A 22798-nucleotide genomic window follows, 5' to 3' on the forward strand; every position below is an offset into this window, starting at 1 on the left:
AAGCCTCCCGGCCGAGCGCGCACGTGACCGATCTCAGCCCATCGCGCCGTGGACCCGATGGGTCGACGGGCTGACCGGGTTTGGGTGGGCTCCACCGCCACTTCGAAGGCATCCGTGCCGGCCGTCCCGCCACTGCAGCTCTCCAGAAGCCGAGTCAAACGACCAGGCAGCCAACGCACCGATGGCGACCAGACTCTCCACTTCCGCCCTGAAGCGCGCTTCGGAAAGGGCGCAGATGCGGGCCAGGTCGGCAAGATCGGCAGTGCCGCAGGCACTTCCGGGGGAGCGGTGAGCAGCCAACGTGACAGCAATCAGTCGCACCGTGGCTGGCTGCGCGCGCATGGCAGGGCAGTGTGCCCAACACAGGGCCAGGCCGGCTGCCCGCGAACGGAGGGCACGCCCCGGGGCCTGGGTGAGGACCGTCGCATCCAGCAGTTGCGCCTGGCGGTCGCCCGAAGGCTCCTGCGTGTGATGTAGCCAGTAGGCCTGCTCTAGTTGCTGCCACGCTCCGGTCTCCCGGCCGGCCAGGAGCATGCCGCGCAGGAGACCGTTGGGCATACGCAAGCGTCCGTGCCGGTCCGCGCGCAGTGCGCACTGCAGGGCGAGCAGGCGGGCCTGAGGGTCGGTGGACGGGGGGAGGGCGGCCGCGAGGTACGAGAGCATGTCGCGGATTCGCTCATGAGGGCTGAGGCCCGGAGGCGCGGGGGAGCGGCGCCGCCCGCTCCGTGGAGGCGGGGTGCCAGCCGGTGTCTCGGGGACAACGGCGGCATCGTGAGTAACGGCGGCGCAGCTGGTGCAGACGTCAGCCAGCCGCCATAGGCGGCCGCCGCGTTCGCGGGCCAAGGCCAGCACCACCGGGCCACCGCAGCCGCGATGGCGGGGGTGCCAGCGGCAGCCCCGTTCGTGGCACTGGCAGGTCCGCAGATGTCGCGGTAGAGCCTCGAGTCTGGCGTGCCCGGCCAGGTGAGCGAGTGCTGCCGAGCGGGCTGTCGCACTACGCACACGCGCGGCAGCGGGACCGCACTGGGGGCAGGCGAGTTGAGGGCCGTGGGGCTGCGGTCGCAGTTCCACGGTCCACGTGCGCCGCACTGCCAGGTGGGGCGTCCAGAGCCTCATCGGCCGGCCTTCCTTATCGACCGCCAGGCCTGAGCCGTAGACGGGACACCACCGGGGACTCGAGGTGACGGCCGCACCGTAGTGCAGACATCTGCCCTGCGCGAGGTCGGTGTCACCTGCGGAAATAGGGCAGAGGTCTGCACTGACAGGGCAGGGGTCTGCACCGTCCGATGGTGTGGTGACGATCTTGCCGCCCGAACCGAACCTCGAAGCGCTGCGCCAGGAACTCGCGCGCCTGAGGGGTGAGCGCGGCTGGAGCTATGACGAACTGGCCAGCCGGACTGGCTTGTCCAGGCGCACCCTCATCGAAATTGAGCAAGGTCGCACCACTGGCTCCCTGCCCACCTGGCATGCCCTCGGCCATGCCTTCGATGTCCCGCTCGGCGGCCTCTTCGTAGCACTCTGCGACGGCCACGAACCGCCCGGCGGCAAGAGCCCCTAGGCGCCGACTGCTCCTGCCCGCAGACCACCCGAACCGGTGACGCAGCGGGAACGAACAAGCGATGCTCGGATGTATGCCCACCACGGTTGGGCCGGTCGGGCGACAGCAGCGGTGCGGCCCCACAATCGCAGCGTGTCGGCTGGAATCTTCGCGGCCATGCGCTCCACAAACACCCACTTGGGCCACCTCCGGGACGGTAGCTCACCCCGGCACCGCCACCGCGCTCTGCGAATCGCCACGGACAGTCCCAGCTGCCTGCTCCGAACGGCTGAGGGCGGCCTGTGCCCCGACTGTGGCAACCAGGTCCACTGGTACCGAGGCATCGAACACCAGCCCGTCCGCCTCCACCCACACGAACTGCCCACCGCAGCCGTCCCCGAAGTCCACCGCTGGCACATCGGCGCCGGCGTCGCCTATCCGGCGGGCGACGGAAGCCCCTGGTGCCGCATCGCCCACCGCACCCTCTGCCCAGCACACGACACCCCCGAACACCTGACGCAGCCCCTCGTCAGGCTGCGCCAGCGCCTTGCCCTGCAGACCCGGCGCCTTCTCGACGACGGCGCCTTCACACCACCCGGCCAACACGCCCCTGCAGGGTCCCGGCCCATGCCGCCGTGTCGGCCCGCCAGGCCCGTCGTGGACGTCCTCGGTAGCCGCTACCTCGCTAAACAGCCCATCCAGGAGATCCGATGCGTGGCCCGGACCCACAGAGGCACCCGCTGCCTGAACCGTGTCCTCGCATCGCGGAAACCGCACGGCACCTGGAGGCTCACCACCCTCCTACCAGGCCGCCCACCGGTACTGCCCGCAGTCGAGATCGCCGTCTACGACCTCGGGCACCTGGCCCACGCCGAGCAGCAGCGCTGGCGCGCCCAGCGCTGCCCCACCCACGCCCTGATTCCCAAAGCCGCAGACATGGCCCGGGATGACTGGGAGATCTTCGATCCCCTGCTCCACCGTCAGCACGTCGCCACCCGGCTGCCAGTCGGCGCTCAGGGCCGGCCTCGAGGACGAGCGTGAAGGCCACACCGAGGCCGTGCACCACAGCCAACGGGGAAGACCCTGACCTGCGGTGAGAATCCGCACCACCCCCACCCAACCGCCCCTGCCCACGCGATGGAGCGACCACGTGCTCAACCCCACGGACGAACAGGCCCACGCCGCCGACCGCTTCCGCGCCGGCGACCACATCGCTCTCCAAGCAGGGGCGGGCACCGGCAAGACCACCACCCTGGCCCTGCTCGCCACAGGAACCAGACGCTGCGGCCGCTACCTCGCCTTCAACAGAGCCATCGCCCTGGACGCCGCCAGCCGCTTCCCCGCCCACGTCACGTGCAAGACCGCACACTCCCTCGCCTACGCCGCGGTCGGCCACCGCTACCGGTCCCGTCTGGGCAGCGCACGCTGGCCCAGCTGGAAGACCGGACAAGCCCTCGGCATCACCAAACCTGTCCGTGTCGGAGACAACGACCTCTCGGTCAAAGTCCTCTCCCACACCGTTCTGAAGACCCTCACCCGTTTCTGCTACTCAGCAGACCCCGCCATCACCAGCCGGCATATCCCGCACTTGCGCGGCTTGGACAACGCCGACCACCACAAACAACTCGCCGCCGCCGTCCTCCCGTTCGCGTGTAAAGCCTGGAAGGACCTGCAGCGCCCCGAACAGGGCGTCGTCCGCTTCGAACACGATCACTACCTGAAGATGTGGGCCCTGTCCGAGCCGAAGATCGACGCCGACTTTCTCCTCCTGGACGAGGCGCAGGACACCAACCCCGTCCTCGAGCAGGTCTTCACCGCCCAGCGCGGACACGCCCAGCTCGTCATGGTGGGAGACTCCGCCCAGGCCATCTACGGCTGGCGCGGCGCCACCGATGTCATGACCCGCTTCGACGGCACCCCCCTGGCCCTGACGCAGTCCTTCCGCTTCGGCCCCCACCTCGCCCGCGAAGCCAACCGATGGCTCGCCCTCGCCGGCGCACCCATCCGCCTCCAAGGCACAGACACTATCCCCACCCGGCTCGACACCGTCGAGACCCCCGACGCCGTCCTGTGCCGTACCAACATCGGCGCCATGACCCAGGTTCTCACCCACCTCCAGGCCGGCCGGCAGGTCGCCCTCACCGGCGGAGGCGAAGGCCTGCGCAGCCTCGCGCTCGCCGCCCGCGACCTCAAGAACGGCCGTCCCACCAGCCACCCAGAACTCCTCCTGTTCTCCTCCTGGGGCGAACTTCAGGACTACGCCGCCTACGACCCGGCCGGCGCCGACCTCCAGCCCTTCGTCGACCTGATCGACACCCACACCCCCGACGCACTCCTCGCCGCAGTCAGCCAACTCGTCGACGAACAACACGCGCAGGTCACTGTGTCCACGGCCCACAAGGCCAAGGGCCGTGAATGGCCAACGGTCCAGATTGGCAACGACTTCAGGCCACCTAAAGACGCCGAGGAACCCGATGCCCAAGGCCGCCCCGTACCCGGCCCCATCGACGATGCAGAAGCACGCCTGGCCTACGTCGCTGTGACCCGGGCCAGGGGCTGCCTCGACCTCGGCGGCCTGGCGTGGATCCACGACCACCCCGCCGGCAACCCTATGTGACACGCCCTCGGCACTCGTGGATCCAAGACCACGTGCAGCCGCCCTTCACCACCCGAACAGGACGGCCGAGCAGAGATCGAACGAAGTACTGCTGCGCACTTAAAGAGTGTGTCCGGCCGGGTGAGCGGCAGTCCTGGGACTGCGACGCCTCCACCATTCACTCCATGGCATTCGATCCCGGACAGCATCATCGCCAGTCCCCGCGCCGTGCGGGTGACGCGCGGCTCGGTCCCGCGTTGTTCCCGGCATGGACGAGATGCTGGACGTGCTCCTCGACGGGCTTACCGAGCCGCGCCTGAAGCTGATCAGTGAGGATGAGGCCAGGGCCTTGATGGTTCTCCTCGGGCTGCTGGACGATGCCGCACATCCCGAGAAGGTTCGACACGCTGCCGGGGAGATGCGCTTCCGAATCGGGTCCCGGCTGGCCCTGCCCATGTGAGAGCAAACGCGTCTACTTCGTGTCGACCGGGACGGTCTCGTAGGTGACGGTGGCGCCGGGGCAGTCCTCCGCCAGCCCGAGGAGCGCCTCGCGCTCCCGCTCGTCAGAGGCCAGGCCCCAGCGGAGCTTGGTCTCGACCCAGCCCGTCACGTACGTGCAGTGGTAGGTGGCCGTCGGGGGCAGCCACTCCGCCGGGTCCTTGTCGGCCTTGGCCCGGTTGGACTTGGCCGTGACCTGCTGGTGGACACCGTTGACTTCGGCGCGGTCCAAGCCGGGGCGCCGGTGGTGACGGCGCTCAAGCAGCTGCCGCACCTGGTCGGCCGCCGGAAGGTCGCCGCCTCCGAGGTGGACCAGCAGCTGGTGACCGGCTCGTGGCGGCGCCTGGTGTTCGCCAACCCAGACGTCGAACCGGGCTGCGTGGAGAAGGCGGCGTACTCGTTCTGCGTGCTGGAGCACCTGCACCGCGCTCTTCGGCTCCGCGACGTGTTCGCCAGGGACGGGGACCGGTGGGGCGACCCGCGGACCAAGCTGCTGACGGGCGACCGCTGGGAGACGGCCGAGCCGACCGCACTCGGGCTGGAGACGGAGCTGGCCGCGCATCTGGCCGAACTCGCCTCGGCCCTGCACGGCGCCTACCACCAGGTCGTCGCCGTGCTGCCGACCAACAGTGCGGTGATCGTGAAGGACGGCAGGCTGTTGCTGGACCGCCTCGGCCCCGCCCCCGAGCCGCACCTGATGCAGGCCTTCCGCCAGCTGGTCAACGGCATGCTGCCGAAGGCCGACTTCCCCGAGCTGCTGCTGCTGGAGGTCGCCGAGCTGACCGGCATGACGACCGCGTTCACCCACATGTCCGGCGCCGATCCGCACATGGACGACTTCGAGGTCAGCGTCTGCGCGCTGCTGCTCGCGGAGGCCTGCAACGTCGGCCTGACCCCGGTGGCCAAGCCGAACGTATCGGCGCTCACCCGCGCCCGCCTGATCCAGGTTGACCAGGGATGCCTGCGGGCCGAGACCATCAGCGCCGCCAACGGCATGCTCATCGCAGCGCAGGCCAAGGTCGACATCGCCCGGGCCTGGGGAGGCGGGCTGGTCGCCTCCGCGGACGGGGTCCGCTTCACCGTGCCGGTGCAGACGCTGCACGCCGGCTACAGCCCGCTGCACTTCGGGCTGCGCAAGAAGGGCGCCACCTGGTTGAACGTGGTCAACGACCAGGTCATGGGCCTGGGCGGGGTGGTGGTGCCCGGCATGTTACGTGACTCGCTGTTCATCCTGGACGCGCTGCTGGGCCGTGACGGCGGGCCGAAGCCGGAGACCGTGGTCACCGACACCGCGAGCTACAGCGACATCGTGTTCGGCCTGTTCGTAATCTGCGGCTACCAGTTCTCCCCGCGGATCGCTGACATCTCCGACGCCCGCCTGTGGCGCACCCACGCGAGCGCCGACTACGGGCCGCTGCAGGACATCTCCCGGCACACGGTCCGCCTGGACCGGATCCGCGCGCACTGGGGCGATATGCTGCGCGTGGCCGGCTCCCTGACCCTGGGCGAGGTCCGAGGCCACGACCTGATCCGCATGCTGTCACGGGACGGGCGCCCGACCGGCCTGGGCGCGTTCGCGAACTACGGACGGATCTTCAAGACCCTGCACCTGCTGCAGTTCATCTCCGACGACGGCTACCGCCGGATGATCGGCAAGCAGCTGAACATCACCGAGGCCCCCCACCGCCTCGCCCGGAAGATCTTCTTCGGACAGCGTGGCGAACTGCGCCAGGTCCTCGTACGTGCGGATCGCGTCGAGCTCGAGCTGGAGTAGGTCGTGAGGGAAAGGAGCGCAACATACCCAGATTAGGCCATTTGTTCGATTTTCGATGCAAGCGAAACCGGAACGGCGTGTTCACGCGGAGGTGTCCTGTGCCATCGAACCTTGACTTCGTGCCACCGATGACGGCCGCGAGTCTGTGCCCCTGAATCTTGATCCTGGTGCCTGGTCACCCATCAGGGAGTGCTCTCGATCGACGGCCCCACAGACTTCGTCGCCTGCTGTAGGTCTTCAGGTCGGTGCGGATCTGCTTTCGCAGGGCGTCGCTGGCGGCAGCTCTCTGCTCCAACAGCGGCGCAATCTCCGTTCTCTCCTCTGGGGTCGGGGAGCGCGGGTCGCCCATCCCCTCGGTGACGAATGTGCTCACGACGTGGACGCGAAACACTGCGTCGCGCCACAGCCTGGCCACTGGCTCAGTGGCAAACGCATCGGCACGCGCGGATAGCGACTCGAGAAGCTCCCGCTCCTCACACGTCTGCGGGCCGAAGTAGGAACGTATGGCTGGATCCATGTCCGACTCAGCAAGGTAGGGATGCTGGTTGGCAAGCAAGTCAACGTACAACTGGGTACGTCGCTCCCAGAGCCTCGCCTGCTCGCTTGAACGCCGCTGGTGCCAGAGCGTGGCGATCGACATCACCGTTGTTGCGAGAATGGCGAGCGCCGGGATCAAAGTCTTTTCCACATCCATGCCTGTCGCGTCCCCCTATTGCGGAGCAGACTACGGCCACTCTGCCGTGCCGGGCACTCAAAGTTCGGTGGCACGAAGTCAAGGTTCGATGGCACAGGACACGGAGCGGGGCGACCGCTCCTTCTCCGGCCGGGTGTCCGTTCTCATTGAAACCAGGCGTGTCTCCTCCAATCCAGTCGTTGGCTTGGGTGCCCAGGCAGTATGGGGCTTGGAAGGGGAGCGAGGAGGGAGCCGTGGGGTCTCGTCAACACTGGTTTCGAGCTGGTGCTGCTGTCTTGCTGATTGCCGCAGTTGCTGTGGCTGTCGCGGTGCCGGGAGTCGGCAAGTGGATCGTGGCAGCAGTCCTCACGGGCCTCGCCTCAGCTCTCGGCGGGCTCGTGGCCCGCAGCGCCGATAAGGCCATCAAGCGGGGCCGTGACGCTGTGCTGGACCCCGCATCGCCGGCCCCCATCATCGTGAAGGCTCACCAGTCCGGCGGTTTGAGGGGAGACCTCAGACTTCGGTCTGAGATGAGCGTGCGGGACTGGGTGGAATTCGGCTCCCCGGAGGTCTGCCTGGAGTCAACGACTGTGGATCTTGTTGTCGAGGCCACGGTTGATCGTGCCGTGATCATCAGCAAGCTGGAAGTACGCGTGGAATCACGGGGCACCCCGCCCCGCATCTTCGTCGAACCCCCCAGCCCTGGTGGTGCTGGCGCCTTTGATGGGTGGCCCTTCCTTGTCGATCTTGCCGATCTGCCGCCTGTTGTGAGGCCGCACGGTCCGTCGGACTTCCCGTTCACGGTCTCTCACCTTGACCCTGATCCAGGCACGATCGCGCAGGGCGGCTACCTTACTGCGCCCGGCCCATCCCAGTCAGTTCCCTCTGCTGCTCGGCGAGCTCGCGCTCGGTGATTTGGTCCCAGCAGTGACGCAGGAGGAGCTCGGTTGTCTTGGTGTCGCCGGTTCGCCGCAGCAGGTGCCGAGAGTCCGTGCGACGACCATCTGGGTCGCGAACTTTTTCATAGATCAGATACTAATGAGGGGAATATCTCGATTGTGGCCAGGAGGTCCTATGAGCTCGTAACACGATCTTGATGAGATGTCCTGGTCAGCCGTGACCGGTGTGACGATTCAGCCGTTCGTGGTGGTGTGAGTACTCGGCCGTGGATCGTGGACGACGACTTGTGGGCACTGATCGAGCCGCTGCTGCCGCCCTGGCCGACGAGGTCACCAGGGCCGCGGCCGGTAGCTGACCGGTTGTGTCTGCAAGGCATCCTGTACGTGCTCTGCAACGACATCGCCTGGCAACTCCTACCACCTGAGCTGGGATTCGGGTCCGGGCAGACCTGCTGGCGGCGCCTGGAGCGGTGGCAGCAGGCCGGGGTCTTCGACCAGCTGCATCGGATCCTGCTCGCCGAGTTGAATGCGGCCGGCCGGCTCGACTGGTCCAGGGCCTGCGTGGACGGCTCCCACATCCGTGCGAAAAAGGGGGAGCCGACACCGGTCCGTCGCCGGTCGACCGGCGGAAGACAGGCAGCAAACACCACCTGATCTGCGACGGACGCGGCACTCCGCTCAAAGTCATCACGACTGCGGCGAACGTCAATGACGTCACCCAGACTCTCGCCCTGGTCGACGGCATCCCACCGGTGGCGGGCCGCCCCGGCCGGCCCCGCCGACGTCCCGATGCTCTGCTCGGGGACAAGGGCTACGACTCCAACGCCAACCGTGATGAGCTGCGTAAACGCCGGATCCTGCCCGTCATCTCCCGCAAGGGATCCCCGAACATCAAGGGCATGGGCAAGCTCCGCTACGTCGTGGAACAGACCTTCGCCCTGCTCCATCAGTTCAAACGACTCGCCGTCCGGTGGGAACGGCGCACCGAGCTCCACGACGCGTTTGTCTCCCTCGCTTGCAGCCTCATCTGTTGGCGACGCCTCAACAAGCCCACCTCATGATCGTGTTACGAGCTCTATGGACTGGTGGGCAGGCATGCTCTACGGAGCCGCCGGAGGGGCCATCGTCGAACTTCTTCGTCTGGGCAGCCAGGCCTTTGCTTGGCAGAAGGCTCGCCAGAAGGCAGCGACAAAGCTTGATCGCCCGCCTCTGATGGACTACTACGACCCGCCAAGCGACGCCCTATGTATGTTCTGGCGGGCGCTGCTCGGGTGCATCGCTGGATGGGCGTTCCACACGCAGGTGACCGGATTTGCCGCCATGATCGCGGCGGGCGCTGCTGCACCAGCCACGCTGCGCAAACTCGGTGAGGCCAAGACACAGTCCGAGCAGAGCCCGAGTGGCATGCTGAACACAGACGGCGTGGAAACCGGAACGTCGGGAGAGGAGGGAGCCTCGTGAACGGCTCCCTGCTGCGGCGGTCCTGGGATGCCTTGCTCGGGCCAGCCCCGGAGTCGGCTAAGCGGCATGTAGAGGGCTACTCGCTCTGGCGTCGAGTGGTAGCTGGACTGTTTGACTACCCGCTGCCCCCGCATGCCGAGACCGATCAGCCGGCCGCCTTCCCGGCCTCATTGATCAAGGCAGCGGAGCCACCAAAGCCACGGAATCAGGTTGCCCGCTTGGCCACGTCGACCGCAGAAGGGCACCTGCCCGTGGCCGGAAGCGATCCGTCCTTCCCGAACAGCGTCCCGCAAGAGGGCGATCTCGTCGCCGGTGTAGTGGAGAGCAAGGACCCGAATGGCGTCCTCGTGGACATCGGGACGCTGGTGGCCATCTTGTCCACACAAGAACAAGCCGACGAAAAGTACACGCCTGGCATGCATCTGCAGTCGTACGTCGTACGAGTGGCGAAGGGCACGAAGGGGCCAGCCGTCTGGCTCTCCCGCTCTCACCCAAATCTCGTGAAAAAGCTGTTCGCGCTGGAGGTTCCTGAAATCGCAGATGGCTCGGTGGAGGTCGCCTCCATCGCCCGCGAAGCTGGTCACCGCACGAAAATCGCCGTGCGGTCGATGCGGTCGGGCGTAGACGCAAGAGGCGCCTGCATCGGGCCGATGGGCAGCCGCGTGCGCAAAGTGCTCGTTGAGTTGCACGGCGAGAAGATTGACGTCGTGGACTGGTCGGACGACCCGGCCCAGATGGTGGCCAACGCGCTTTCCCCCGCTCACGTCAGCAAGGTGGAGATCATCGATGTGGCGGCCCGCTCCGCTCTGGCCATCGTGCCTGCTGACCACCTGCAACGGGCAATCGGCAAAGAGGGGGTGAACTACCGCCTAGCCTCCCGCCTCACCGGTGGGTGGCGTATCGAGCTCCGGCCCGACACAGGAGAGTTCAGGGGTCGATGAGGGCCGGTTCGGCACCCACCGGATCATCCGCATCTGCGAGCGCCAGGGCGTTCCAATCGTGGCCGATCTCGCCTACCAGGGCGGCGGTCCCTGGCTGACCACAGGCATCAAACGCAGGCCCCTGCAGGAACTCACTCCCACCGACAAGACCCGCAACCGTGCCTTGGCCGTGACACGGGCACCCGTCGAACGCAGCGTCGCCCGCCTGAAGTCCTGGCGGATCTTCCGCAGGTCCCGATGCAGCCCCAACCGCATGACGTCAATCGCCAAGGCCCATCCTCGCGCTGGAGCGGCAACCCTGAAGAAGCTCAGTGTTGTAGGTGATCGGACTCCGCGATCTCACACCACGGATCGTCGCAATAGACAGCAGTGATTTCCGACCTAAGGGAATCATGGCGCTTACCGCTCAGGTCGCCAGGAGTCCAGTCAATGCGTGAAGGGCGCTTTCCATTTCCAGCCCGACAGAAATCCTCCACGGCGTCACGGATTGTAGAAATTGGCAGTGTGCTCAGTCGGTCATGATAGCGGCCTAGGTCTGGATCTGAAATTACGTACGGATCGTCGCCGGGTGGTGTCGGATTGTTGGAGATCCAAACATATTCTGCGATGTTGGTATCGACCGAAACCGCGGAATCTGGAGACAGCATCCACTTTAGAGCCCCATATCCTGTCTGATTATTGACTGCGACGTGAAGGTAGCTGTCAAATCTCTGCGCTGCCTCGATTCCATTTTCCCGGTTCCTGGACAGAGTGAACCCGGCGGTCAGGCGCAGACTTGCCGGGATGGCGTCGTATTCTTGCACTTCTTGGAAACTTCCGAAAAGCTCATCAAGGACTTTTCGAATAGTTGACCATTCCGCCGCATAGTAGGCCTGGCCGTTTGTGAATATATTTAGAATCAAATCGAACTCCTCGAAACCTAGTTCCATGCGAGACGCGACTTGGGGGTCATCGAAGCTCGCGTGCTGCATGTTTCAACAGTATCCCACTATACATCTGCAAGTTGCGTTCATTTCTATCATTTCGAAGTGAGTAACTTCCGGCCGGACGTGTCGGGCCCCTTTCTGAAAACGGGGCCCGACACGTTCACGGCATTGATTGCCGCAGGGAATACATCGCTAGCGAATCTATCGAGGGTCGGACATTGGGGTCTGCTCTGGTGGGTGGGGAAAATTTCGTGTACGAGTTACATCGCCACTTAATTTTTACCTAGGATGGTAACTCCTTCGATTTCTCCCGAGGTCCCTCGCCACCACACTGTCAGACTCGATCCCACCGGTAGGATCTCGGGCACGGCGGCGGAGCAGGTTCCTGGGCCGACAGAGCAAACTCCATCGTCTTTGTTGATGACAACGCTTGCCCGTTGGATGCGTCTATTGCGCATGGCCCAGGCGATTTTTGGCTCAACATGAGATGCGGCCGGGAAAGCTTGTCCATTGGGCGGATGCGGCAAACCGGTCGATCTGAGGAACGATGCGATATTCGACCAGGATCCCTTTTCCCCGCTCTCTACCGTCGGCCCCACCTTCGCGCCTGCCTCATCGATCACCTGTCCGGTAGTGATCTTCTTGCCAGCGAGATCATCCGCGACGGACTCAATAGCCTGAATTGGCACCGGGTTAGTGCCGCAGTTATGCACGAGAACCGGAGTGGCTCCCGCGAGCACATAGTACGTGTGGAGGTCGGCGACAGAGAGGTTGTGGACGGTCGTGCGCTGGCTTGTCCACCGCTTGATAGCTGCGACCTGAACGTGCGTTCCAGCACTGGTGCGCAGCCACTCGCCGGGCTGGAGGTCAGTAGCGTTCTTCCACTTGGTGTCATCGACGACCCAGAACGGGTGTTTATCCGTCGCGGTGATTTTTTCAGCGGGCGTGTCTGCGTTCCCGTCGGAGTCAACGGTTAGTTCAACAAGGTTCTTGGCCCCCTCGCCGAAGATGGTAGCCGTGGCTTCCTTGGCTGCGGTCTCACCTGTGTCGGGGTCGGTGGCCAGTACCTTGTCCCCCGGCTGTACGTCTTCGATGGCTTTGGTCGTGCCGTCCGCCATCAGTACGAGGGTGCCGGTGGTGAAGCTGTTGACGAGGCACTTGATCTTGGAAGCGATTGCCCTTGCAGTGGGTGCTGCCGCCGCGCCTGCTGCTCCGGCTGCGGCGCCCCAAATGGCGCCTTCGGCCATGTCCGAGAGCACGCCCAGCGTGCTGTGGTCGGCGTCGTCGTCCATCCAGTTTGCTGCTGATGCGCCTGCGGCTCCTGCGAGGGCCCCGCAGCCGGCTGCCAGGGCGAATCCGGCTCCGCCTGTTCCGACACCTGCTGCGGTTGCTGTGGCCACGCATGCGGTTCCGACGACGATTTCAGTGGTGACCGAGACGATCATCACCTTGTTCTCGTTCCAGAATTCCTGGACGCCCTTGACAGCCTTATTTATGTTGCACTTCGAGAAGAAGCCGCAGTCTTTGCCCTTGCCAGTCTTGCCTGGTCCAGTTGATGCGACTGGTCCAGTTGATTTGACTGGTCCAGTTGATTTGACTGGTCCGTCTTGTCTTCCGTCGCTGTAGTGGCCGTATCGGGTGGCGGCTTGGACGACGTTCTGCGGGGCGGACTGGAATCCGCCGTCGCTCATACCTTCGAAGTATTTGAGGCCGCTTGGGTCGGAGTTGGAGATCGGGTTGCCGTTGGAGTAGGTGTACCCGTTCATTTGGAGCGGGTCGGTGATGTCGATGACGGGGTCGATGGAGATGAAGCGGCCCGTGGTGGGCTCGTACTCGCGGGCACCGATGTGTGTGAGGCCCGTGGTGTTGTCGTCGTTGCCGGTGCCGAGGAAGGTACGGCTGCCGGGCCAGTCGGCGGGCTGGGCACCTCGGGGGTTGCCGTAGGGGTCGGACTTGCGGCGGGTGGCTGTCTGACCAGCCGCCTGATCGACGCTGGTGGTGGCGGTCTTGTGGTGGTCGGTGAGCTGGACGGACAGGCTGTGGCCCGTGGTCTTGCCGTTGGTACGGCGGACGGTGGTGGGGGCGCCGGGGCTGCTGTAGTAGCGGACGGCATCCATGGCCTGGCCGGCCTTGTTGACGGTGATCTCGGCTTCGCCGAGGTGCAAGGTGCGGGAGCTGCCGGTTTCCTCGATGAGGCGGTTGCCGGAAGCGTCGTAGAGGTACTGGGTGGTGTTGCTGAAGGTCCACTGCTGGGCTGCGGAACCCGCGGCGCAGGTATAGATGTCGAGGTCGTTGCCCTCGGCGGGGTTGTCGTTGGGGACGGTGACGCAGGCCTTGGCCTGGTCGCTGTAGAGGGTCTTGTCGGCCCGGTAGGTGAACTTCTGGGCCTCGTTGTTGCTGTTGCAGGGCTTCAGGAGTGCTTTGTCGCCTTCGGCGGTGAGGCACTTTCCGAGAGCCTGGACGGTGCCGCCGGTGAGGCGCCACTGCTGAGTCTTGGACTCGTTGCAGGTCAGCAGTTGGACGGGGAGACCGCCTCCGGCGTCAGGGGCGGCGCCGCTGTCAACGTCGAGACACTTGCCTGCGAGGCCGGTGACGGCCACAGCGCCGATGCCCGGACTGGTGGCTGAGGTGAGTTTGTTGCGGGCATCCCAGTTCAGGGTCTGGGTGTCGCCGTCGATGCGGCGGGTCGTGGTGTTCCCGGCCGTGTCGTACGCGTAGGTGGCAAGCGAGTTGACCGTCAGGCCTGGCTTGGTCGTGGTCTTCTCGGCCTGGGCGAGGGCATGGGGCTGCTTCTTGGCGCCGGCTCCGAGGCTTATGCCGTAGGTGTAGGTCGTCTTCTCACGGGTGGACCCGTTGGAGGGGTCCCTGTCGAGGAGCTGGGTTCGATTTCCGATCGCGTCGAACTGGTATTCCTGCCAGTAGCCGTCGCCGTCCGGGCCTGCGGTTGCGTGCGTGGGATCCAGATCCGTGGGTTCCGTGCAGGATTCCGTCTTGCCGGTCCAGGCCTTGACCAGCTGACCCATGGCGTCGTAGGTGAAGCACTGGCGATCGGTGACCGGTGGCGACTGCGCCGTCGAGCCGGACCGCGTGTCGGGCCGGGCCTCGGTGATGGAGGTGGGATTGCCGACGGTGTCGTAGGTGTAGGCGGTGCTGGACAGGAGGTTCGGCGCGGTCTCGCGGTGGCTCTGGGTACCGCTGAGCCGACCGGTGTTCGGGTTGAACGTGTTGGTCGTCCACACCCGGTTCGGGGCGCTACCCGACGCAGTGCGCAGAATCTCGCCGTAGGGGCTGTAGATGGTTTCGGCGGTGTACCAGGCCAGGCCTGACATGGTCTGGGGCATGCCGTCGGTGTTGTACCGGGTGATCAGCTTTTCGGCGGCGAGCCCGCCGGGTGTGGCCGGAAGGGTGGTCGACTGGACCTTGCCCGTGGGCGTGTAGGTGGTGCTGTAGGTGTAGGTGCCGGCGAGCCCCTTGGTGCTGGGGAACTCCGGGGTGCCCGTGGTGTCCGGGATCGTGATCTTCGAACCGGTGGGCCGGTACTCGCTGTCGTAGTTGGTGACTTCGCTGGTGAACGCGTTGGTGCCTGCCCAGCGGATGGAGGCGACCGGCTGGCCCTTGGCGCCGGGCAGGGTGTCGTAGGTCCACGTGGCGACCTTGGGGCCCGTGGCGGAGGTGTCCCGCAGCTCGGTCTTGCGGCCGAGTACGTCGTAGGTCGTGAACTGGGCCTGGCCGGCCTGGTTCTTTACCGAGACCTGCAAGTCGAGGTTGTTGTAGGTGAAGCTGGTCGTTCCCGTGTCGGGGTCGTCGGACGAGGTCATCCGGCCGCGAGCGTCGTAGGTGTAGGACCAGGTGTTGTTGGCTGTGTCGGTGACCTTGGTCAGCTTGTTGCGCAGGTCGTAGGTGTAGCTGGTCTTGGTCGAAGCGGGTGTGGGTACGTCGAGCTTGGTGGTGGTGTAGTGCTCGACCTGTGAGGTACGGCCGAGGGCGTCGGTGGTCGTCTTGACCGCGCGGCTGCCCTTGAGGGGGGTCTTGCCGTCGGCCGACATGCCGGTTCGGGATCTCGTCCAGTCACCGCCGTACTCGACGGTGCTGGAGTCCTTCGCGGTCGCTCCGTGGAAGGTGGTGCTACGTACCGCCCGGCCGAGACCGTCGTATGCCACTTGAGTGGAGCTGGCCACGGCGGTCTGTGACTCAGGGACGAAGATCTTCTTCTCGGGCTGGCCATCGGCGAGATAGGCGCTATTGGCCTGGCGGACGGCGCCGTTGGCGTTATAGAAGGTGTCGCTGATCAGACGCCCGCCGCCCAGGGCTTCGGTCTGTCCCTGGCGGAGGCGCAGCAGACCGTCATAGATCGCGATCGACTGCTTGTACGTGCCGTCGTCCTCCAGCGTGGAGCTGATGACGGTCGGCGGTACATGTTCCTTGATCTCGTAGGCGAAAGTGCGGGCTGCCTTGTCGCTCCCCGGCTTCTGCGAGGGCGTCCAGACGGCCGTGGTCCGACCGAGACTGTCGTAGGCGATGGTGACCTTCCGCCCGTTGGCGTCGGCCTGCTCCACCGGCACTCCGCGTCCGGGGTCGTTCTTGGTGGTGGCCGTGTGCCCCAGAGCATTGGTGCTGCTCACGGTGAACGCAGGACCGGCGGCGGGGCTGTACGTCGTCGTGACGGGATTACCTGCCGCATCGAGGGCCTTGGTGGGGCGGCCGAGCGCGTCGTACTCGGTGCGCGCAGTGGTGATCCAGCCGGTCCCGGCCCCGTCGTTGGTGTCGACCTGGTGGACGAGCCCCTTGCTGGGGGCTGATCCGAACGCGTTGAGTGCGTCGTAGGAGGTACGGGTCTCCGAGAGCAGCGCCCCGGTGGCCTTCTGGGAGCAGTCACCCGCAGTCGTGCGGACGCCGGCGACCAGGCCGATCAGGTGCGCGCCGGTGTTGTGGACGTAGGTGGTGCTGGCGCAGCTCTGGTCGCTACTCTTCTCGCCGCCCGTGCCATTGGGCGTCACCACCTCGGACTGGACGGCCTGGATGAGCCCGTAGGACGTATCGAAGCCAGGGTCGTAGGTCTTGTCGAAGGTGTTGCGCTTACGGACCGTACGGGTGGAGCCGTCGCTGATCCATGTGATCTCGTCCGTACGTGAGGTACCGGAGCGGTAGGCGTAGAGCGGGGTGTTCTCGGGCCTGGACCGTTCACCGCTCTTCTGGTGCCACGGCCAGGTCAGGATGCGCGAGGCGGGGCTGCCGCCCGCTTTCGTGTACGTCGTGGTCTCGGCCGGGATCCCCTGGTACTGGGGAAGGTCCTCGGCGATTGCGGCACCCGAGGAGTCCGTGACCGTGATCTTGGCGCGGCCGGCATCGCCGGACATGCCGCGGAAGTACCGAGTCCGGGTCTCGGCCTGCTCGGTCGCGTCGTACTTGCCCGTCGTGGTGACACCTCGCGTAGTGACGACGGAGGCAAAACCACGCCACTGGCTGTAGGTGCGCATCTTGGGGATGGAGAACTCATCGGAGTCCTTGGCCCAGGCCGCGTCACCTTCGTAGCGGTACTTGGTGGTGACGTCGGGCTGGAGGGCAACGCGGTCCTTCTCGGTGACCTCGGTAACGACGTACTTGTTGAACCAGGCCAGAGGCGGGTTCTCCAGGCCAGCGTCTGGCGACCAGTGAACGGGGTAGCAGAGACTGGTATTGGCAGCGGGCTGCGGGCGTGGCGCGCTGACCGAACAGGGCGCGGAGTAGGTGACGTGGATGTCCCCGCCGGTCTCCGTCGCGATGGTCTCGATCCGCAGACGGTCGAAGTCGGGCCTGCGGTCGTCCTCCCCGTCCCTGACACGGTTCGGCATGTCCTTCCCGTTGGGGCGGAAGGAGACCAGAGGCAGCGACGCGCTCAGCTGCTTGTTCTGGCTATCGCGCTCGGTGCTGTAGCCCGTACGCAAGATGGAGTCCAGCCACAGTGGCGGGGAGGTGTCCGTTCGCTGCTCGGGGAACGAGTGAGCCAGGGTCCACCTGTCGACGAACGACAGGGCTGTGGAGCCCTCAGTGCGCTGCGCGGAGGTCGTGACGGCGGTCAGCCGCTTGCGGGTCCAGAACGTCGGCGAGCCGACAAAGCAGTCGGAGCCAGCCTTGCAGTGCAGCGTGGAGGGGGTGTCCCACCAGTACTGCTTGTCCCCGTAGTTCTTCGACTCGAACTTTGCCGCATTGCACTTGCCCTCCTCGAGGCAGCGCTCATCGACGCTGAACTCGATCTTCGCGGAGGGTGCACCGGACAGGTTGCTGCTGCGGAGTCCGTAGGTGATCTGCGTGGGGTAGCCCGCACGGTGGTAGGTGACCGGTGCCTTGAACTTCTCGTTCTTGGCGTAGCGGCCGTCTTCCCTGGCCCAGTCGATGATCATGGCGTTGCCGTGGACGTCCTCGACGTAGTCGAGGTTCCACCGCCAGGCGGTCTGCTTGTTGCAGGCGGAATCGGCGAACGTCGGCGTGTAGCAGGGCTCGCCGGGGTGGTTACCGAAGACGGGGACGGTCAGGACCGAGTTGGTGACGGGGCGGCTGCCACCCGGGCCGTCGACGTCGTGGCGTCCGAAGAAGTAGCGGGTGCCCTCGCGCGTGGTGACGACCCAATGCTCGCCGCCCCGGGCTCCGTTGGTTTCGGCGGGATCGGTCTTGAGCTCGACCCGGGAGCCGTCGTCGTTGGCCGGGATCCACTTGCCGGTCGCGACGTCGTGGACCAGCTCGGTGGTGGAGCCGCCGAGCGACATCACCACGTTGTCACCGGCCCAGCACAGGTCGCCCTTCTTCTTGTCAGCGGCGTTGGTGTTGTTCGCCCCAGCGGGGTTGGCTTCGGCGTCGTCGGAGCAGGAACGGTAGCGGCGCTCGACGAACCCCGGTTCGTAGTCCCAGCCGTCACCGATCCAGGAGGCCTGACTGTTGGCAACGGACGTCTTGCCGTCGACTGCCTGGGAGGAATACGAGAAGGCGATCTTGGGCGCGGGACCGGCCGGCGGAGCCGGCACGCTCAGCGGATACGTCCAGGAGAAGCCACCGCCGCTGGTTCCCGCGGTCCAGGAACCGGAAGGCGAGAGCGAAGTCGCCTTGTAGCTGCCGGCCATACCGGAACCACTGTCGGAGGCCGCCAGTACCACGGGGCCGCCACCACCACTGACAGCCATGGTGCGCAGGCCCTGGCCCGGAGACGTCGCCGGATCCACAGTCGCACTGACAGTGCCCGAGGACCGGTCATTGCGGCTCGGAACCGTCTTGGAGTTGGCAGCCGAGCACTCGTCACGGACAGGCTTCTCTAGGAAGCATGAAGGGAGCTGCCGGAACTTCAGGCGCGAGGCCCACTCGGTGCCGTAGATGTCCTTGAACTTGGTGTAGTCCAGCTGGACATCGACCGGTGTGGCGCTGCCGGCCGGCGGGGTGAGCACGATGAGGGCGCCGTCGATGTCCGCGGCCTCACTGGCGGTACGCGCATCGAGCGCCACGGTCCAGGTTCCAGACGGATCCGTCGTCGCCCCCGTGGCCTTGCCGATTTTCACCGGAAGGCTGGGTACCTGGACGAGCTCACTGCCGCTGAGCGGCACCGGGACGGAGGCGGGACCGGGTGGTGCCACCGCATTGGGCTCGTACTCCGGGGGAGGATCAATGGGCGGCGCCCAGTCGTCCATCCGAGCCGCTGCGATCTGGTCGAGCTTGACCTTGAGGTCCTTCTGGAGACCAGGCAGGGTGATCCCGCCGCGGTCGTCTGGCGGCGCCGCCCAGGCTTGTGATGGCAAAAGAGTCGCCACCAGCACCACGGAGAGTGTGATGCCGGCGCGCCCGGCCAGGCGCGCGCGTGCTGCGCGCGCCTTTCTGTTTCCGGGCAGGCGGAAGTTGTTCGCCGAAAACGGCGACATGTAGACCCCCCCAAGATCTGCCGCCGCGGCAACGGCACGCGGACGACAGGAAACTGACAAATAGCCAGCTGATTCTGCGGCCACCGGACCAGAAATACCACGGTTCTGATATCGGGTGTGCAATTAATCACTTTGCTACCCGCATACCTTAGGGCAATCGATACAAATCGCACTCTGGCGGCAGGTGAGGCAGCCGGCGGAGTGGTGAGGATGCCGGACGGATAGTCCATGCTCGGGGCACGAGTCATCTGAGGGACCGGCAGATGGGGAGGGCAACCTCCCATTCACGCTGTCAGGCCAGTGACCGAGACCACGTGTGAGTGCCGAGGGCCGCAGAAGCCTGCCCGAGGGGGGAGAAGTACAGCTGTGTCAGCCAGTGAATCCATGGACGAAAGACCGCCAACAGCTGCTAGGACGCCAGATGTTGCGATGCTGGCCCGTCCGTGGTTCAGACGTCGCCGAGCCCTGGGCGGCCTCGCCGCTCTGCTGGCCGCAGCAGTCGCGATACCCGTCGGCGTCCACGTCACCGGGAGCGCGAAACCGCAGGTCCAGCCAGACAGAGACGTACCCGTCGCCGCTAACGAAGCGAGGCGTGCAGCAGAGAAGACCGGCAAGGAGGTGGAAGCCACCGCAGAGCGCAGCGCGAACACCACCACCTACGCCCTGCCTGACGGCACCTTCCGAAAGCAAATCTTCAGCTCAGCCTTTCGAGCCAAGGTGGACGGTCGGTGGAAGCCTATTGACACCACCCTGGAACGCGTCAAAGACGGCTATGCGGCCAAAGCGGTCAACGGTCGCGTGGTGTTCAGCGCAGGTTCGCAACGTGCAGGCAGCCAGGAACGCGTTACACGTGGCGTAAATAGGGTGTCACTGAGGCAGGACGCCCCCACGGAAGAATGGACTGAACTGGTCCGACTGAACACCGACGGTCACGACCTGGTCGTCAGCTGGCCCGGCACCCTGCCACCGCCCGTCGTCGACGGCCCGCGCGCCCTCTACGAGAACGTCCGCCCCGGCATCGACCTGCTGATGACCGCACAGGACGGCGGTTACTCACACCTGCTAGTCGTCAAGGACAAGCAGGTGGCAGCCGATCCGCTCCTCGAACAGCTGAAGTACCGCCTCGCCTCACCCGACCTCACCTTCCAACTGGACACCAAGTCCAGTGCGGTCAGCGCCCGCGACGGCGAGAACGAGGAAGTCGCCGGTTCGCCCACCCCGATGATGTGGGACTCCAGCGGCAAGGTCGCCACCACCGACAACGAGCCGGCCTGGAAACCGACCGATACCGCGAAGCAGCACCCGACACTGGCACTGCCCGGCCTCGCCGGCGCGGAAGGCGCACGCCTGAAACCCGCCACAGCGGCCCTCACCGACAACACCCTCTCCATCACCCCCGACGTGTCCTTGCTGAACGCTGCGGAGACGGTGTACCCGGTGTTCATCGACCCCTCGTTCAAGGGGCGCAAGCACGCCTGGACCCTGCTCTACAAGACAGAGGGCAACTCAAGCTTCTACAACGGGCAGAACTACAACGCGAGCGGCACGAACGAAGCCCGCGTCGGCTACGAGTCCACGACCGGAGGCACCTCCCGCTCCATCTTCAACTTCGACTTCGGCAGCCAACTGCATGGAGTCGGGATCGACTCGGCCGTCGTCCGGGCCCTGCAGACGTATTCGTGGTCGTGCGACCGCAAACAGATGCTGATCTTCTCGACCCCGTACATCACGTCGTCGAGCACCTGGAACAGCACCAACGACGCGGCCCACTGGGGCAGAGTGGTCGCGTCGGAGTACGCGGGATACGGCTACAACAGCTCGTGCCCCGACAACTGGATCGCACCCGACATCAAGGGCCTCGTCACCGACGCCGCCAACAGCGGCTGGGGAGCACTGTCCCTCGGCTTCGCCGCCCCCAACGAGTCGGATCCGTACTACTGGAAGAAGTTCATCGCCAACGGCGAGACCGCCCCCTACATCGAGGTCGTCTACCACACCCCACCGGACACCCCGATCGCGGCGAACATGCAGACCTTCCCCGGTGGCCCGTGCCTGACCAGCGGCTCAGGCACCAGCATCGGCAAGACGAACGTGACCTTCCAGGTCAAGGGCACCGACCGCGACGATCTCCCCGGCCAACAGAACCTCGACCAGCTCCAGATCGAGGTATGGAATGCGGCCGGCGGACCGCCGGTCTACGACCAGTGGTTCCCGGTCAACAGCGAAGGCGTCGTCACCGCAGAAGTACCAATGGACACCTTCACCGACGGGCAGACGTACTACTGGCTCGCCCGTGCCAGAGACAAGGACGGCTGGGGGGCGCCCGGCAGCGGGCCACGTGACTCCGGAGGCGGCGGCTGGTGCACCTTCACCGTCAGCCACACTGTCCCGCAGAACCCAGCAGTCAGCTCCACCGCCTTTCCCCCACACGGCGACGACTACACCGAGTGGAGCGTGCAGCCGGCCAGTACGCCGGGGCAGACGATCACGTTCAAGGGCAACGGCGCCAAGCCTGAGGACATCCGCGAGTACCAGTGGAGCCTGAACCGGCCGGTCTTCGACCAGAAAGTCGTCCCGGACGCGACCGGCGAGGCCCAGCCATCCATCCAGGTGGACACGGCCGGACCGAACATCATCTACGCCCGCACTGTCAGCAAGTTCGGCAACATCTCCAATCCGACCCTCTACAAGTTCCTCGTCAAGCCACGACCGGGCCAGGACAAGCCAGGCGACGTCACCGGTGACGGATACCCCGACATCCTGGCCATCAACGCAGATGGAAACCTCCTCACCTACGGCGGCGACCAGGTCGGCGACACCGACCACTACATCCTCGGCGCCGTCCACAACGGCGTGCCCATCAACGGCTACTGGAAGTCCGAGAACGGCAAGCCGCCCGCACTCATCGGCCACTCCACCGACTGGTTCCCCGGCGACGGACTGACCGACCTCATCGCACGCATGCCCGACGGCAAGCTGTACGCCTACCCAGGCCTCGGCACAGGCCAGTTCGACGTCGACCGCCGCATGGAGATCCTGCTGCCGACAGGCGCACCCAACCCAGCCACATTCCGGCAGATCGTCGTCAGCGAAGACACCGACGGTGACGGGTTCGCCGACATGTTCGCCCTCGACACCGACGGCGGCTTCTGGATCCTCTCCGGCTACACCGGAGCCAGCTTCACCTCCTACAAGAAGCTGGCCAGTGTGGTCTGGACGCCGCGTGACCTCATCGGAGTCCGAGACGTCACCGGCGACAAGGTCCCCGACCTCCTCTTCCGCGACAACGCCAACGCCAGCCGCGGCCTCCTCCTCCGCAAGGGCAAGCCTGGCGCCAACGGCGGAGTGGACCTCAAGTCCATTGCCTCCTCTGCCGACTCTGAAGGAGGCCAGGACTACACCTACGGCACCACCGGCTGGGGCAGAGCCGCCTACCCCAAGATCCTCGGCACTCCCGACGCCAACGGTGACGGCGTCCCCGACATCTGGGCCGTTGGAGACAACGGAAACCAATGGCTTTTCCAGGGCGGAACCAACACCATCGGGAACCCCACCGGTCGTGACGAGGACGGCTGGAACGCCTTCCTGACCATCGGATAGCCGGGACGAACAG

13 protein-coding genes and 1 pseudogene are annotated in these 22798 nt (G+C 65.8%); 10 read left to right on the forward strand and 4 right to left on the reverse strand.

The window, feature by feature from the left end; all coding sequences use genetic code 11:
• Positions 1-1294 precede the first annotated feature (1294 nt).
• From OG386_RS46495 to OG386_RS46510, 4 genes are all read left to right on the forward strand, one after another.
• Positions 1295-1558: a helix-turn-helix transcriptional regulator gene (locus OG386_RS46495; protein ID WP_328786160.1), complete on the forward strand. Its 264-nt coding sequence runs from the start codon at positions 1295-1297 to the stop codon at positions 1556-1558.
• A gap of 132 nt (positions 1559-1690) precedes the next feature.
• A complete protein-coding gene (locus tag OG386_RS46500) occupies positions 1691-2578 on the forward strand; it encodes a DUF6083 domain-containing protein (protein ID WP_328786159.1) in 888 nt (295 codons plus the stop codon).
• A 109-nt stretch (positions 2579-2687) separates the two neighbouring features.
• Positions 2688-4154: a UvrD-helicase domain-containing protein gene (locus OG386_RS46505; protein WP_328786158.1), complete on the forward strand. Its 1467-nt coding sequence runs from the start codon at positions 2688-2690 to the stop codon at positions 4152-4154.
• Between the two features lie 247 nt (positions 4155-4401).
• A complete protein-coding gene (locus tag OG386_RS46510; RefSeq protein WP_328786157.1) occupies positions 4402-4593 on the forward strand; it encodes a hypothetical protein in 192 nt (63 codons plus the stop codon).
• 12 nt (positions 4594-4605) lie between these two features.
• On the opposite strand, the gene OG386_RS46515 is transcribed toward OG386_RS46510, so the two are convergent.
• Positions 4606-4863, reverse strand: coding sequence for a hypothetical protein (locus OG386_RS46515; protein WP_328786156.1), 258 nt, complete (start codon positions 4861-4863; stop codon positions 4606-4608).
• Here OG386_RS46515 and OG386_RS46520 point away from each other — a divergent pair.
• On the forward strand, positions 4834-6405 hold the full coding sequence (locus tag OG386_RS46520; protein ID WP_328786155.1) for a Tn3 family transposase: 1572 nt from the start codon (positions 4834-4836) through the stop codon (positions 6403-6405). The two genes, OG386_RS46515 and OG386_RS46520, sit on opposite strands and share 30 nt — an antisense overlap.
• A gap of 175 nt (positions 6406-6580) precedes the next feature.
• Here the strand turns inward: OG386_RS46520 and OG386_RS46525 are convergent, their stop codons facing one another.
• Positions 6581-7099: a hypothetical protein gene (locus OG386_RS46525; RefSeq protein ID WP_328786154.1), complete on the reverse strand. Its 519-nt coding sequence runs from the start codon at positions 7097-7099 to the stop codon at positions 6581-6583.
• 1130 nt (positions 7100-8229) lie between these two features.
• On the opposite strand from OG386_RS46525, the gene OG386_RS46530 reads away from it, so the two are divergent.
• The 4 genes and pseudogenes from OG386_RS46530 to OG386_RS46545 form a co-directional block, all read left to right on the forward strand.
• A protein-coding gene (locus OG386_RS46530; RefSeq protein ID WP_266607329.1) for an IS5 family transposase occupies positions 8230-9038 on the forward strand; the annotation gives its coding sequence in 2 pieces (ribosomal slippage) (positions 8230-8547 and positions 8550-9038; 807 coding nt in all).
• A 34-nt stretch (positions 9039-9072) separates the two neighbouring features.
• Positions 9073-9438 (forward strand): hypothetical protein, encoded by a 366-nt coding sequence (locus OG386_RS46535; protein WP_328786153.1) that lies wholly within the window; start codon positions 9073-9075, stop codon positions 9436-9438.
• Positions 9435-10379 (forward strand): transcription termination/antitermination protein NusA, encoded by a 945-nt coding sequence (gene nusA, locus OG386_RS46540; protein WP_328786152.1) that lies wholly within the window; start codon positions 9435-9437, stop codon positions 10377-10379. The genes OG386_RS46535 and nusA overlap by 4 nt, the downstream gene beginning before the upstream one ends.
• A gap of 13 nt (positions 10380-10392) precedes the next feature.
• Positions 10393-10681, forward strand: a pseudogene (locus tag OG386_RS46545) (transposase family protein); the annotation flags it as partial.
• Between the two features lie 6 nt (positions 10682-10687).
• On the opposite strand, the gene OG386_RS46550 reads toward OG386_RS46545, so the two are convergent.
• Both OG386_RS46550 and OG386_RS46555 read right to left on the reverse strand, forming a co-directional pair.
• The gene (locus tag OG386_RS46550; protein ID WP_328786151.1) at positions 10688-11350 is read right to left on the reverse strand and encodes an Imm1 family immunity protein; all 663 of its coding nucleotides are present in this window, start codon (positions 11348-11350) and stop codon (positions 10688-10690) included.
• A gap of 227 nt (positions 11351-11577) precedes the next feature.
• Entirely contained in the window at positions 11578-19185 is a 7608-nt protein-coding gene (locus OG386_RS46555; RefSeq protein WP_328786150.1) for a polymorphic toxin-type HINT domain-containing protein, read from the reverse strand.
• Between the two features lie 864 nt (positions 19186-20049).
• Between OG386_RS46555 and OG386_RS46560 the strand changes: the two genes are divergently transcribed.
• A complete protein-coding gene (locus OG386_RS46560; RefSeq protein ID WP_328786149.1) occupies positions 20050-22785 on the forward strand; it encodes a DNRLRE domain-containing protein in 2736 nt (911 codons plus the stop codon).
• The last annotated feature ends 13 nt before the right edge of the window (positions 22786-22798 follow it).

The sequence above is a fragment of the Streptomyces sp. NBC_00273 genome, assembly GCF_036178145.1.
Classification (GTDB): Bacteria; Actinomycetota; Actinomycetes; order Streptomycetales; family Streptomycetaceae; genus Streptomyces.